Annotated in this window: 14 protein-coding genes and 1 tRNA gene; 4 read left to right on the top strand and 11 right to left on the bottom strand. The window is 68.2% G+C overall.

Annotated elements, in window-relative coordinates:
* Positions 1-11: 11 nt before the first annotated feature.
* A complete protein-coding gene (locus ASD78_RS04445; RefSeq protein WP_156087580.1) occupies positions 12-1,034 on the top strand; it encodes a hypothetical protein in 1,023 nt (340 codons plus the stop codon).
* An 83-nt stretch (positions 1,035-1,117) separates the two neighbouring features.
* Here the strand turns inward: ASD78_RS04445 and ASD78_RS04440 are convergent, their stop codons facing one another.
* From ASD78_RS04440 to ASD78_RS04420, 5 genes are all read right to left on the bottom strand, one after another.
* On the bottom strand, positions 1,118-2,062 hold the full coding sequence (locus ASD78_RS04440; RefSeq protein ID WP_056098655.1) for a 2OG-Fe(II) oxygenase: 945 nt from the start codon (positions 2,060-2,062) through the stop codon (positions 1,118-1,120).
* On the bottom strand, positions 2,059-3,429 hold the full coding sequence (locus ASD78_RS04435) for a pyridoxal-phosphate dependent enzyme (RefSeq protein ID WP_056098653.1): 1,371 nt from the start codon (positions 3,427-3,429) through the stop codon (positions 2,059-2,061). The genes ASD78_RS04440 and ASD78_RS04435 overlap by 4 nt, the downstream gene beginning before the upstream one ends.
* A gap of 269 nt (positions 3,430-3,698) precedes the next feature.
* Entirely contained in the window at positions 3,699-3,917 is a 219-nt protein-coding gene (locus ASD78_RS04430) for a YdcH family protein (RefSeq protein WP_055908858.1), read from the bottom strand.
* 330 nt (positions 3,918-4,247) lie between these two features.
* Positions 4,248-5,138 carry an OmpA family protein gene (locus ASD78_RS04425; RefSeq protein ID WP_056098651.1) on the bottom strand — a complete coding sequence of 297 codons (891 nt, stop codon included), beginning with the start codon at positions 5,136-5,138 and terminating at the stop codon, positions 4,248-4,250.
* Entirely contained in the window at positions 5,135-5,455 is a 321-nt protein-coding gene (locus ASD78_RS04420) for a DUF4398 domain-containing protein (protein WP_235566441.1), read from the bottom strand. Before ASD78_RS04420 ends, ASD78_RS04425 begins: the two co-directional genes overlap by 4 nt.
* 169 nt (positions 5,456-5,624) lie before the next feature.
* On the opposite strand from ASD78_RS04420, the gene ASD78_RS04415 reads away from it, so the two are divergent.
* Positions 5,625-6,737 (top strand): PilT/PilU family type 4a pilus ATPase, encoded by a 1,113-nt coding sequence (locus ASD78_RS04415; protein ID WP_055908868.1) that lies wholly within the window; start codon positions 5,625-5,627, stop codon positions 6,735-6,737.
* An 84-nt stretch (positions 6,738-6,821) separates the two neighbouring features.
* Here the strand turns inward: ASD78_RS04415 and maiA are convergent, their stop codons facing one another.
* The 5 genes from maiA to rplM form a co-directional block, all read right to left on the bottom strand.
* Entirely contained in the window at positions 6,822-7,484 is a 663-nt protein-coding gene (gene maiA, locus ASD78_RS04410) for a maleylacetoacetate isomerase (RefSeq protein WP_056098649.1), read from the bottom strand.
* 96 nt (positions 7,485-7,580) lie between these two features.
* Positions 7,581-8,570: a fumarylacetoacetate hydrolase family protein gene (locus tag ASD78_RS04405; RefSeq protein ID WP_056098647.1), complete on the bottom strand. Its 990-nt coding sequence runs from the start codon at positions 8,568-8,570 to the stop codon at positions 7,581-7,583.
* Positions 8,571-8,900: 330 nt separating this feature from the next.
* A tRNA-Gln gene (locus ASD78_RS04400) sits at positions 8,901-8,975 on the bottom strand.
* 42 nt (positions 8,976-9,017) lie between these two features.
* Complete coding sequence (rpsI, locus tag ASD78_RS04395) at positions 9,018-9,410, bottom strand: 30S ribosomal protein S9 (RefSeq protein WP_055908877.1); 393 nt, start codon at positions 9,408-9,410, stop codon at positions 9,018-9,020.
* Between the two features lie 15 nt (positions 9,411-9,425).
* A complete protein-coding gene (rplM, locus tag ASD78_RS04390) occupies positions 9,426-9,854 on the bottom strand; it encodes a 50S ribosomal protein L13 (protein WP_055908880.1) in 429 nt (142 codons plus the stop codon).
* Positions 9,855-10,023: 169 nt separating this feature from the next.
* On the opposite strand from rplM, the gene ASD78_RS04385 reads away from it, so the two are divergent.
* The gene (locus ASD78_RS04385) at positions 10,024-11,217 is read left to right on the top strand and encodes a (Fe-S)-binding protein (RefSeq protein WP_056098643.1); all 1,194 of its coding nucleotides are present in this window, start codon (positions 10,024-10,026) and stop codon (positions 11,215-11,217) included.
* Between the two features lie 9 nt (positions 11,218-11,226).
* On the top strand, positions 11,227-11,871 hold the full coding sequence (gene coq7 / locus ASD78_RS04380) for a 2-polyprenyl-3-methyl-6-methoxy-1,4-benzoquinone monooxygenase (protein WP_055908886.1): 645 nt from the start codon (positions 11,227-11,229) through the stop codon (positions 11,869-11,871).
* Positions 11,872-12,025: 154 nt separating this feature from the next.
* Here the strand turns inward: coq7 and speD are convergent, their stop codons facing one another.
* Positions 12,026-12,817 (bottom strand): adenosylmethionine decarboxylase, encoded by a 792-nt coding sequence (gene speD / locus ASD78_RS04375; RefSeq protein ID WP_055908890.1) that lies wholly within the window; start codon positions 12,815-12,817, stop codon positions 12,026-12,028.
* Positions 12,818-13,054 lie beyond the last annotated feature (237 nt).

The raw sequence follows: 13,054 nt of genomic DNA, 5'->3' as shown, positions 1-13,054 counted from the left end.
TAACATCGCCCATGAGTCCGACCCGGCGCTTGCCGCCCGACTTCAGTCACAGTGCAGCCTTTCCGTTGTTCGCTTTCGATGCGGCGGCGGGACGCGGCTGGGTGCTGCATTTCGAGCCCCAGGATTACCGCCGCGCGAGCTTCCTGGATCAGCGCGCCCTGGACCACCGAAAGGTCAGCGGCTGGGAGCTTTCGATCGCCGAGATCGAGGCCGCGCTGGCGCCGCCGGAGCCGGGGCTGCCCCTGCACTGGATTTTCCATATCGGACACTGCGGCTCCAGTTTGGTCAGTAAATTTCTGGATATGCTAACCGGCGTGCTCGGCTTGCGCGAGCCCCTGCCCTTGCTGAGCCTCGCCCATGGCGTCGCCGATCCCGCCACGCAACGTTGGCAAGGCCCGGTGCTGCGCTTGCTGAACAGGGGGTTCGGCGACACCCAGGCCGTGGTGGTCAAGCCGACCAGCGCGGTGACCGCCATCGCCGGACGGCTGCTGGCGCAGGCGCCGGGCCGGGCCTGCCTGCTCTGGATCGACCTGCGCAGCTGGTTGGCGACGATGCTGCGCGACGAGGGCCTGCGCGACGACACCCTGGCCGGCGAGCCCCTGCGCCTGGCCGAATTCGGGCCCGAGGGCCTGCCGCCGGCCTCCGGCGACGGCGCCCGTCTGGCCCGGCTGTGGCTGGCCGAGCAGTTGCGCTGGCGCCGGCTGGTCGCCGATCCGGCCCTGGCCGGGCGCCTGATCGACCTGGATTTCGCCGAAGTGCTGGCCGACCCGGCCGGCCAGACCGCGCGCCTGGCCGTGCACTACGGCCTGACGGTGCCCGAAGACTGGGCGGCCCGGATCGCCGACTCGGGGCTGCTGCAGCGCTACGCCAAGGACCCGCGCCAGGCCTTCGACGCCGATGTGCGCGAGCGCGAACTGGCCGCGGCGGCGCAGGCGCATGCGGCGCAGATCGCGCAAGGATTGGACTGGGCTGGGGCGGCGCTGGAAACGCTGGATGCGCAAGCGCTGCGGGCGCGACTGGGATTGCGTGGTTGAGTCCGCGCGGTTGAGTTCGCGTCGGGCGAGGCGAGGCGCAGGCGCTGCATCGCGGTAAGCCGCGCGTTCGCGGCGGCTCGCGCTCAGGCAAGAAAGGTCGTCATCGCATAGCGCGTGCCGCGTCGCACCGGCAGCACTTCGTGCAGCAGCGAGCACGAGAACACCAGCGCCGATCCGGTCGCCGGCGAAAACAGATGCGGGCCGAACTCGGGATAGCGGAATTCGCCGCCCTCGTAACCGCCGGTATTGAGGTTCACCGACAGCGCGAAGCGGCGATAGGCGACGTCGGGAGTTTCGTTGTCGCGATGGGCGCGGAAATACCCCGCGTCCTCGGGATAGGCGAGCAGCTTGAAGGGATCGCGCCGGCCGACCTGGAACTGATAGACACGCGCGATCTCGGGCAGCGCGCGACGCAGCAGGCGTTCGTGCATGCGCGCCTCCAGCGCGGGATCGCGCGGGAAACTCTCGCGCCGCTGCTTCACGTTGGGGTCGAGCTGGAAGCGCTGTTCGCCGTCCTCCAGCACCAGTACGCCGGAGGCGTCGCCGCCGCCGCAATCGCTGTCCAAATGCCGGATCAGGTCCGCGCACAGCTCGGCTTCGAACACGTCGGGGATCTGCAGTACCGGTGCGATGCGCGCGGTCTGTGCGGGCATCAGCGCGGCTTCGCCGGTCGTGGGCAGCGGCGCCATGGCGGCCGGCAAGCGCGTCGCGGCCTGCAGGCGCAGATTGGCGTCGGCCAGCCACAGCGCATCCGCGCCCAGCCCGGCCAGCCAGCGCGGCTCGGTCGCGTAGGCGCGCCAGCCCGTGGGCGGGCGGGCGTACGCGATGGGTCCCAGGCACAAGGCGACCGTGCCGGCCGGCGGCGCCGGCAGAGCGGCGGTCGCGGCTTCATCGGACGGCGTCGCCAGCCACAGCGGCGCGCCGGCGAACTCGGCGTGCAGGGTCTGGGCGACGCCGGCGGCATCGCGCAGGCGTACGTCGGGCAGGCGGTCGCCCGGCAGCCAGCGTTCGGCCGCCGCCGCGCTCACTGCACGCGCCGCCGCAGGAAGTTGAGCAGGTCGATGCGGGTGATCAGGCCGAGGAAGCGCTCGCCATCCATGACGATGGCGACATGGCCGCGATCGAACACCGGCAGCAGCGACTCGATCGGGTCGGCCACCGGGATCTTGTCGAGCTTGCTGACCATCGCCGTCGAGACCGGATCGCGGAATCGCGATTCGTCGCCGTAGACGTGCAGCAGCACGTCGCTCTCGTCGACGATGCCGACGATGTGCTCGCCGTCCATCACCGGCAGCTGCGACACGTCGTACAGCTTCATGCGCTGATACGCCGTGACCAGCAGGTCGTTGGGGCCGACCACCACCGTGTCGCGCTGCGAGTACGGGCGCAGGATCAGGTCGCGCAGATCGTTGTGGCTTTCGCGCTGGATGAAGCCGTTGTCGAGCATCCAGTAGTCGTTGTACATCTTCGACAGGTACTTGTTGCCGGTGTCGCAGACGAACACCAGCACGCGCTTGGGTTCGGTCTGTTCGCGGCAGTACTTCAGCGCCGCGGCCAGCAGGGTGCCGGTCGAGGAGCCGCCGAGGATGCCCTCCTTCTCCAGCAACTCGCGCGCGGTCAGGAAGCTTTCCTTGTCGCTGATCGCGTAGGCCTTCTTGACCCGGGTGAAGTCCGAGATCGGCGGCAGGAAGTCCTCGCCGATACCCTCGACCATCCAGCTCGCCGACTTGTCCGAGAGCGTGCCGCGGTTGATGTATTCCTCGAGGATCGAACCGACCGGGTCGGCCAGCACCAGTTCGGTGTCCGGCGACAGCTTGGCGAACGCGCGCGACAGGCCGGTCATGGTGCCGGAGCTGCCGCAACCGAACACGATCGCGTCGAGCTTGCCGTCCATCTGGGCCAGGATTTCCGGGCCGGTGCCGAGCTCGTGCGCGGCCGGGTTGTCGGGGTTGCCGAACTGATTGATGAAGTAGGCGCCGGGGGTTTCGCGGGCGATGCGCTCGGCCAGGTCCTGGTAGTAGTCGGGATGGCCCTTGGCCACGTCCGAACGGGTCAGCACCACCTGCGCGCCCATCGCCTTGAGATTGAAGATTTTCTCGCGGCTCATCTTGTCCGGCACCACCAGCAGCAGCTTGTAGCCCTTCTGCTGGGCGACCAGGGCCAGGCCGATGCCGGTGTTGCCGGCGGTGCCTTCGACCAGGGTGTCGCCGGGCTTGATCCTGCCGGCCTTCTCGGCCGCTTCGATCATCGACAGGCCGATGCGGTCCTTGATCGAACCGCCGGGGTTCTGCGATTCGAGCTTGAGGTAGAGCTCGCACACGCCGGTGTCCAGGCGCTGGGCTTTGACGATCGGCGTCTGGCCGATCAGTTCGAGTACGGATTGGTGGATGGCCATGCGGTTACGCGGCTTCTGCGGGGCCGCATACGGCGCGGCGGGACCCGGCCATTCTAGCGGCGGTCCGCGCGCCGCGAAGCGCCCAAGCCGGCACGCGCTTAGGCCGCCGTCGCAGCTCGGGCCTGCGTCGGCCGCGGGCGGACCGGCCGGGTTCGTCGGATTCGCTGGAAACTGAGGATCGGCGGGCCGGCGATGCTCACGGCCTGTCCGGTAGCCGCGGGCGGTGGCGGCCGACGAGGATGGCCGCCACCGCCCGCGCTGAAGAAGATTCAGTGGGTTTGCGTGTCGTACAACTGGGTCAATCGATCCTTCGCAGCCAGCTTCTCGCGCTTCATCTTCGCCAGGGTGACATCGTCGATCGGCAATACGCCGAGTTCCGCGTCCATCACCTTCTTATCGAGGTCCTTGTGGCGCTGGTAGAGCTGCTTGAACTCGGGGTTGCTCTTGATCAGCGCGTCGATTTCGGGCTGCGGTCGTTCTTCGAACATGAAAGCCTCCTTCAGCAGAAAAGCAAACGCCCCGGTCGATGACCAGGGCGTCGCGGGGGGTCCGTGAGGGGCGCCAGGCGGGGCGTACGGCCGGCCTCATACAGGCCGGCCACCGACTTGCTTGCGGTGGCGGGGTCCTGCAGAAGGTGGGCTTGCGTCATCGGCCTGGCTCTTCGCCAAGCGGAAATCCGGCCGCTTGGGTATTCGACCCTACTCCTCCTTTTCGGGACCGGCAAGGCCGAACGTCGCATTCGGCAGCTTCGGCATGCAATCCGCGCCGGGGCGGTGCTCCCGGCGCGGACTTAAGCCACAAATAACTGATTTTTAAGATTATTTGTCGGAAACCACGACGTCGATGCGGTCGCCCTTGCCGCTGCGGCCGCTGCTCTGGATCTTGCTCTTGGCGACGCCGCCGGCGACCAGGGCATCGCGCACCGCGTCGGCGCGGCGCTGGGCGAGTTTGGCGTCGCCGGCCTGGGCTTCGACCTTGACCGTGCCCGAGGGGCCGGCCTGGACGTAGGCCGCCAGGGTCTTGACCTGACCGGCCGCAGCGCCGCCCAGGGCGGCCTTGCCGGCCGCGAAGCCGTCGCGGTTGAGGGCGAACACTTCCCCGCGCGCGTCGCGCTTGGACGCGGGCAGCTTGCCGCCGGCCATCAGTTCGGCTTCCTGACGCGCCAGCGCCGCTTCGCGTTCGCGCGCGGCGTTGAGCTTGGCGGTCTGGGCGTCGCCGACGGTCGCCAGCGCGGCATCGGCGTCCTGGATGGTCAGGGCGTCGGCGGCGGCCTGGGCGCGCAGACGCTCGGCCTCCTCGGCCTGCATCTGCGCCTGCAGGCGCAGGCGTTCGGCTTCGGCGCGGGCGCGGTCGGCGTCGCGGCGGCTGGCTTCGACCAGCAGATCGCTGCGTTCGCGGTCGAGGCGGTCGACCTCGCGCTGCGCGGCCTGGCTGTGCGCAGCGATCTCGGCGATCTGGACCCGGCGCTCGGCGATGTAGAAGGCGCCGTCGCGGTCGCGGCGGTTGGCCTCGGCCAGGGCCTGCACGGCCTGGCGCGCCTGCAGGCGCTCGTAGGCGCCGAAGCTGTTGAGCGCGGGGTCCGCTTCGACGGCGGACAGGCGCCGCGACAGCCGCGCCACGTCGGGATCCTCGGCCGCCCGCGCGGACGGCAGCGCCGCGCTCAGGGCCGCGGCCAGCAGGGTGCAGCAGATCGTGTGGCGCAGGCTCATCGGTCGTCTCCGGTCTGCAGGCGGCGGCGCAAATCGGCGATCTCGGCGCGGCGCTGGGCCAGTTCGGCGTTGATCACCGCGTCGCGGCTCTTGGCCGTGGCGAGGTCGGCGTCGACCGCGGCGGATGCGGCCAGGCGGCGCGCATCGTCCTCCCGGCCGCGCGACATCGCCCCCTGGGCCTGGCCCAGGGCGTTGCGCGCCGCGGCCAGTTCCTGCGGGGCGTACTGGTCGGCGTCGGCGCCGTCGGCGCGCGAAACCGCCTGCTGGGCGGCGGACAGCTCCGCGGTCGGCGGCGGCAGTGAGGCGCATGCGCTCAACGCCGAAGCGAGAACTAGTGCCAGCAGCGCGGAGCGCATCTGTGAGAAGCTGATTCGTGCGAAGCTTGCGGTCATAGGGGATGCCGTTGCGTAAGGAGTGCGCTCGGCCATTGTCGGAAGCCGGCGGCGTGCTTGCAACGGTACGTAGTCGTTAACAAGGGGTGTGTGCATGGACATCGGCTATTTCCTGAAGCTGATGACGGAAAAAAACGCGTCTGACATGTTCCTGACCACCGGGGCGCCGGTTTACATCAAGGTCGAGGGCAGACTGTACCCGCTTGGCAACACCGGTCTACCGCCGGGCATGGTCAAGAAGATCGCCTATTCGCTGATGGACGAGGGCCAGGTGCCCCAGTTCGAACGCGACCTGGAGCTGAACATGGCTCTGGCGCTGCCCGATGCCGGCCGCTTCCGCATCAACGTGTTCAAGCAACGCGGCGAAGTCGGCATGGTGATCCGCGCCATCCGCAGCATCATCCCCAGCATCGAAGAACTGCAGCTGCCGCAGGTGCTCAAGGAGATCATCATGGCCCCGCGCGGCCTGGTGCTGATCGTGGGCAGTACCGGCTCGGGCAAGTCGACGACGCTGGCGTCGATGATCGACCACCGCAACAGCAGCACCTCGGGCCACATCCTCACCATCGAGGATCCGATCGAGTACCTGCACAAGCACAAGAAGTCGATCGTCAACCAGCGCGAGGTCGGCCTGGACACGCACGCCTTCCACAACGCGCTCAAGAACGCGATGCGCGAAGCGCCGGACGTGATCCTGATCGGCGAAATCCTGGACGCGACCACGATGGAGGCGGCGATCGCCTTCGCCGAGACCGGTCACCTGTGCCTGGCGACGCTGCACTCCAACAACGCCGACCAGACCCTGGAACGCATCCTCAACTTCTTCAACGAGTCGGCGCACAAGAACGTGCTGATGAACCTGGCCTTGAACCTCAAGGCGGTGGTGTCGCAACGCCTGGTGGTCGGCACCGACGGCCGCCGCCTGCCCGCGGCCGAGATCCTGATCAACACCCCGCACGTGCGCGATCTGATGCGGCGCGGCCAGGTGCACGAGATCAAGCAGGCGATGGAAGAGTCGCTGGAAGAAGGCATGGAGTCGTTCGACCAGTGCCTGTTCCGGCTCTACAAGGAAGGCCGGATCGAGATGGAGGAGGCGCTCAAGGCCGCCGACTCGCGCGACGGCCTGGCGCTGAAGTTCCGCCTCTCCGAGGGCGGCGCCGAGCACGATCCTTACGCGGACATGTACGACGCCAACGCCGCGCATTGAGCGCGCCGCGGGTCTCGCGACAATGAAAAAGCCGGGCGTCGCGAGACGTCCGGCTTTTTTGTCGGCCAACCAGCGGCTACGCACTCACTCCGGCGGCCGGTCCGGCTGGTTCTCCGGCCGCGCCGCGTCGAACGCGGGCAGCTCCAGGCAGGCCTGCTCGATCCGCACGATGGTCGGGAACTCGTCCAGCGGCACGCCGAAACGGCGCGCGTTGTAGACCTGCGGCACCAGGCAGCAGTCGGCCAGGGTCGGCGTGTCGCCCTCGCAATAGCGCCCGGTGGCCGGGTGGTCGATCAGGGTCGCCTCGACCGCTCTGAAGCCCTCGCGCACCCAGTGCTTGATCCAGTCCTCGCGCTCCGGGTGCGGCACGCTCCAGGTATGGTCGAAGTACTGCAGCACGCGCAGGTTGTTGAGCGGATGGATGTCGCAGGCGATGGTCTGGGCCAGCGCGCGCACGCGCTGGCGGTCGCGCGCGGTGGCCGGCAGCAGGGCCGGCTGCGGCCAGGTTTCGTCCAGGTATTCGAGGATCGCGATCGACTGCCGCATCTTGCGATTGCCGTGCTCCAGCACCGGCACCAGGCCGAGCGGATTGATCTCGCGATAGGCCTCGCTGTGCTGCTCGCCGCCGTTGCGGACCAGATGCACCGGCACGGTCTCGTACGCCAGGCCCTTGAGATTGAGGCCGATGCGCACCCGATAGGACGCGCTCGACCGCCAGTACGAATACAGCCTGAGTTGCTCGCCCACTGCCTGTCCCTGGATCTGCCGTCGTGCCGGATCGACCGTCACCTTAGCCGTTGGCCGGCGCGCCGGGGATACCTCTCGTCCGGTGCGCCGCTGCCGTCAGGCGGACGGCTGTTGTTCGATGCGCTGTTCGATCGCGCCGAAAATGCTGCGGCCGTCGGCGTCGAGCATCTCGATGCGCACGGTATCGCCGAACTTCATGAACGGGGTCAGCGGCTTGCCGTGCTCCAGGATTTCGACCGTGCGGCGCTCGGCGAAGCAGGACGCGCCCAGCGAGGTGTCCTGGTTGGCGACTGTGCCCGAACCGACGATGGTGCCGGCCGACAGCGGACGGGTCTTGGCCGCATGCGCGACCAGCTGGGCGAAGTTGAACTGCATGTCGACGCCGGCCTCGGGCGCGCCGAACCATTCGCCGTTGACGTGGGTCAGCAGCGGGCGGTGGACCTTGCTGTCCTGCCAGGCGTCGCCGAGCTCGTCCGGGGTCACGAACACCGGGCTCAGCGCCGAGCGCGGCTTGGACTGCAGGAAACCGAAGCCCTTGCCCAGCTCGTTCGGGATCAGGTTGCGCAGCGACACGTCGTTGACCAGGCCGACCAGTTGGATATGGGTGGCGGCCTGCTCGGGCGTGGCCGCCATCGGCACGTCGTCGGTCACGATCACGACTTCGGCTTCCAGGTCGATGCCGTAGTCCTCGCTGACCACGCGCACCGGATCGCGCGGGCCGTAGAAGCCGGCGCTGACCGCCTGGTACATCAGCGGATCGACGTAGAAGCTCTCCGGCACCTCGGCGCCGCGTGCGCGACGCACGCGCTCCACGTGCGGCAGGTAGGCGCTGCCGTCGACGAACTCGTAGGCGCGCGGCAGCGGCGAGGCCAGCGCGGCGCAGTCCAGATCGAACGCGCCTTCGGCGGTGCCGGCGTTGAGCGCATCGGACAGCGCGTTAAGGCGCGGCGCGGTGTTGCTCCAGTCTTCCAGCGCGCGCTGCAGGGTCTCGGCAACCCCGGTAGCGCGCACGGCGCGGGTCAGATCGCGGGAGACGACGATCAGCGTGCCGTCGCGGCCGCCTTCCTTCAGGGAACCGAGCTTCATCCAGACCTCAAATCGCAGGGCGCCGCAGCGCAATGGTTTCAATTGTAACCGAATCGCCGCGGACCCAGACCCGCGAACCGGCCTACACCCTACGGGAAGCGGCGGTGACGGACGAGTCGTGCTGCGGTGCGCCGATGCGATTCGCCCCAGGCCCGACGCCTACTGCCGACGAGCACGACAGCGAACCCGCAGCCGCCGATCCGCGAGCATCCGGAGGCGGAACATACGGACGCGGAACATCCGGACGCGGAGCCCCAAAACAAAAAACCCGCCGGATGGCGGGTTTTTCGTTGCCGATCCGCGCCGTTGCCGGCGTGGATCGTCCTGGTTTGGCAGCCCCGGATGGATTCGAACCACCGAATGCCTGAGTCAGAGTCAGGTGCCTTACCGCTTGGCGACGGGGCTATAAAACAAATCTTAGCAAAAAACGCAGAATTGCTGCTGCGATTAACGCTTCGAGAACTGCGTGGCGCGACGTGCCTTGTGCAGGCCGACCTTCTTACGCTCGACTTCACGGGCGTCGCGGGTCATGAAGCCGGCCTTGCGCAGCTCGGACTTCAGCGTCTCGTCGTATTCGACCAGCGCGCGGGCGATGCCGAGGCGGATCGCACCGGCCTGGCCGGTGATGCCGCCGCCGGCGACCGTGACGTTGACGTCGAACTTGTCGCTGGACTGGGTCAGCTCGAGCGGCTGGCGCACGATCATGCGCGCCGTCTCGCGACCGAAGAACTCTTCGATCGAACGCTGGTTGATGGTGATCTTGCCGTCGCCCTTGCGCAGGTACACGCGAGCGGTGGAAGACTTGCGGCGGCCGGTGCCGTAGTTCTGCTGGATAGCCATGTGCGTGTCTTTACCTTAGATGTCCAACGGCTGCGGCTGCTGGGCAGCATGCGGATGCTCGGAGCCCTTGTAGACCTTGAGCTTGCGGTACATGGCACGGCCGAGCGGATTCTTCGGCAGCATGCCCTTGACGGCGATCTCGATGACGCGCTCCGGGTGGCGCTCCAGCGCCTGGCCCAGGGTTTCGCTCTTCAGATTGCCGACGTAGCCGGTGAACCGGTAGTAGATCTTGTCCTGGAGCTTGTTGCCCGTGACAGCGATCTTTTCGGCGTTGATCACCACGAGGTAATCGCCGGTATCCACGTGAGGGGTGTAGACGGGCTTGTGCTTGCCGCGCAGACGACGCGCGATTTCGGAGCTCAAGCGGCCGAGCGTTTTGCCCGACGCGTCAACGACGTACCAGTCGCGCTGGACGGTCTCGTTTTTGGCGGTAAAAGTCTTCATGAAAGATCTGCTATGGGTACCTGGTCGGGCTGATTCCGCTTGCGTCCAGAATGGCCGCGGCGTCGGAATTTCGCCTCGCGTTGTGAATGTGGAACGAAAGAGGCGGAATGATAGCGGGGTCGGCCAGCCCCTGCAAGTCGGCCGGACCTGCGTGCTAGCATCGTCCTTTATGTCCGCCGCCCGCCTGCCCTCCGCCGACCCGCTGGTGGCGCTGGCCGACCGCTGCGTCCAGTGCGGGCTGTGCCTGCCGGCCTGTCCGACCTATGGCCACGACCGATCGGAAGCCGAATCCCCGCGTGGACGCATCGCTGTGGCGCGGGCCTGGGCCCTGGACGCCATCGAGCCGACCACGGTCGCCGACACCCATCTCGACCACTGCCTGGGCTGCCGCAGCTGCGAAGCCGTGTGCCCGGCGGGCGTGCAGTATGGGGAATTGCTTAGCCTGGCGCGCAACCGTCAGCGCGAGCGCCGCCCGCCCGCACGCCGGCAGCGCTGGATCGAAGCCCTGGCGGCCCGGCCGCGCGCCTTAAGGAGCCTGCTGGGGCTGTATCGCCTCGCCTACCCGGCCTTGCCCACGGTCTGGCGGCCCCTGCCGCGCCCTCCAGGCCGGCGCGCCGCCCCCACCGAGCCCACCGATGACGGCCGGCGCGGCGAGCTGGCCCTGTTCGTCGGCTGTGTCGCCGAGCCTTATGAGACCGGATTGCGCGACGCGCTGACCCGGCTCTGCCGCAGCCTCGGCTACCGCGTCCGCGCGGTCCAGGACCAGACCTGCTGCGGCAGCCTGCACGCGCACGCCGGCGATCAGGCCCGCGCACAGGCCCTGGGCGCCCGCAACCGCGCCGCATTCGCCGGCGTCGACACCGTGCTGACCCTGGCCAGCGGCTGCCACGAAGCGCTCGCCCAGTCCCTGCACGGCGGCCCGCGCACGCTCGATGCGATCGCCTTCCTCGACCGCCACGCCGACGCCCTGCGCCTGCGTCCGCAGCGCGAACGCGTCGCCTTGCACCTGCCCTGCACCCAGCGCAACGTAGTTGGTTCGGCGCCGGCCCTGCGGCGTCTGCTGGCGCGGGTGCCGGGGCTGGAGGTGATCGAACTGAACGCCGGCTACGGCTGTTGCGGCGCCGCCGGCACTCAGATGCTGACCGAGCCCGAGCGCGCCGCCGACTACCGCGCGCCGCTGCTGCGCCAATTCGCCGACAGCGGCGCCACCCGCCTGCTCAGCGCCAACATCGGCTGCCGCCTGCACCTGAGCGCGGCGCTCGCCGCACCGGTCGCGCATCCGCTGGAGTTCCTGGCCGGGCTGGCCGAGGCCGGCGCGGAAGGCACGCCCGATTCACTGCCGGCGAACCCCGCCGCAACGTAAACTCGCCGCATGAACACGATCCGCGAGCTGACTCCCCTGGACCGCCTGCTCAGCGATGCGCAGCGCGCCCTCGACACCGTCTTCGGCGCACCCCGCGCCGAGCGGCCCAACCCGGCCGCCGACACCGCACAGATCGAACTCGACGACGCCGAGCGCCGCCACGCCGCCGGCCTGATGCGCATCAATCACGTCGGCGAGGTCTGCGCGCAGGCGCTGTACTGCGGCCAGGCCGCGGTCGCGCGCGACGCGGCCACGCGCGAGCACCTGCTCGAAGCCGCGCAGGAAGAAACCGACCATCTGGCATGGTGCGCGCAGCGTCTGGACGAACTCGACAGCCGCCCCAGCCTGCTCAACCCGCTGTGGTACGCCGGCAGCTACGCGATCGGCGCGCTGGCCGGGCTGCGCGGCGACGGCTGGAACCTGGGTTTCGTGGTCGAAACCGAGCACCAGGTCGAAGCCCACATCGACGAACACCTGGAATCGCTGCCGCAAGCCGATGCGCGCAGCCGCGCGATCCTGCGCACCATGAAGGAAGACGAGGCCCGCCACGCCGCCAACGCCGAAGCCGCGGGCGCGCGCCTGCTGCCGCCGCCAATGCCCAGCCTGATGGCGGCCGCGTCGAAGCTGATGAAGACGGTAGCGTACCGGCTGTGAGCGCGCCCAGCGCCGCCCTGAGGTAGGAGCGGCGTGAGCCGCGACCACGAAACTTCGGTGGCCGGCGTGGTCGCGGCTTACGCCGCTCCTACCCGAAGCCCCTAGAAACGAAAAAGGCCGGCTTTCGCCGGCCTTTCGCTGCGCGCGGTTCCGATCAGTCGACCAGGTTGCGGCCGTGGAACAGCTCTTCGATCTCGCGCTTGAGCCGCGCTTCGATCTTCATGCGCTCCTTGAACGACAGGTTCTTGGCCTTCTCCTCGAACAGGTAATTGTCGAGGTCGAATTCCTTCAGGTGCATCTTCGTGTGGAAGATGTTTTCCTGATAAACGTTGACGTCGAGCATCTCGTAGCGCGACTTCACGTTCTTGGCCAGGTAGTCCTGGATCGAGTTGATCTTGTGGTCGATGTAGTGCTTGCGGCCCTTCACGTCGCGGGTGAAGCCGCGCACGCGGTAGTCCATCACCACGATGTCGGACTCGAGGCTCTCGATCAGGTAGTTCAGGGCCTTCAGCGGCGAAATCACGCCGCAGGTCGCCACGTCGATGTCGGCGCGGAAGGTCGCTATGCCGTTGTCCGGGTGGGTCTCCGGATAGGTGTGCACGGTGATGTGCGACTTGTCCATGTGCGCGACCACGGCGTCGGAGATCACGCCCTTGGCAGCCGACTTGTCGATCACCGGCTCTTCCGAGATCAGGATCGTCACCGACGCGCCCTGCGGATCGTAGTCCTGGCGCGCGATGTTGAGGATGTTGGCGCCGATGATGTCCGCCACATCCGTGAGGATCTGGGTCAGGCGGTCGGCGTTGTAGGCCTCGTCGATGTACTCGATGTACCGCTGGCGCTGCTCTTCGGAGACCGCGTAGCAGACGTCGTAAATGTTGAACGAGAGGGCCTTGGTGAGGTTGTTGAAACCCTGCAACCTCAGGCGCGGCAACGGCTTGACCACGGTAGGGGGATTCCCGGTCGGACGGCGAAGACGCGGATTATGCGGCAAACGGCGGCGGGGGGAAACGCGCCCTGTCACCCCGCAGTCATACGCCGGGTGGCGACTGTCTGCTCGGGGGACTGCACATATCGGGCTGGGGTGACGTAGAGTGCCTTAGGTTGACGCTATTTGCCCAATCCCCCGGTTCGCCCTAAGCTCACTCGATAACCTAAGCCCAATCCCATGTCAGCCAACCCG

It is taken from the genome of Lysobacter sp. Root667 (assembly GCF_001427715.1).
In the GTDB taxonomy this organism is placed as follows: Bacteria; Pseudomonadota; Gammaproteobacteria; order Xanthomonadales; family Xanthomonadaceae; genus Lysobacter.
Note: the sequence above shows the minus strand (reverse complement) of the source record. Positions and strands in the feature narration are given on the sequence as shown.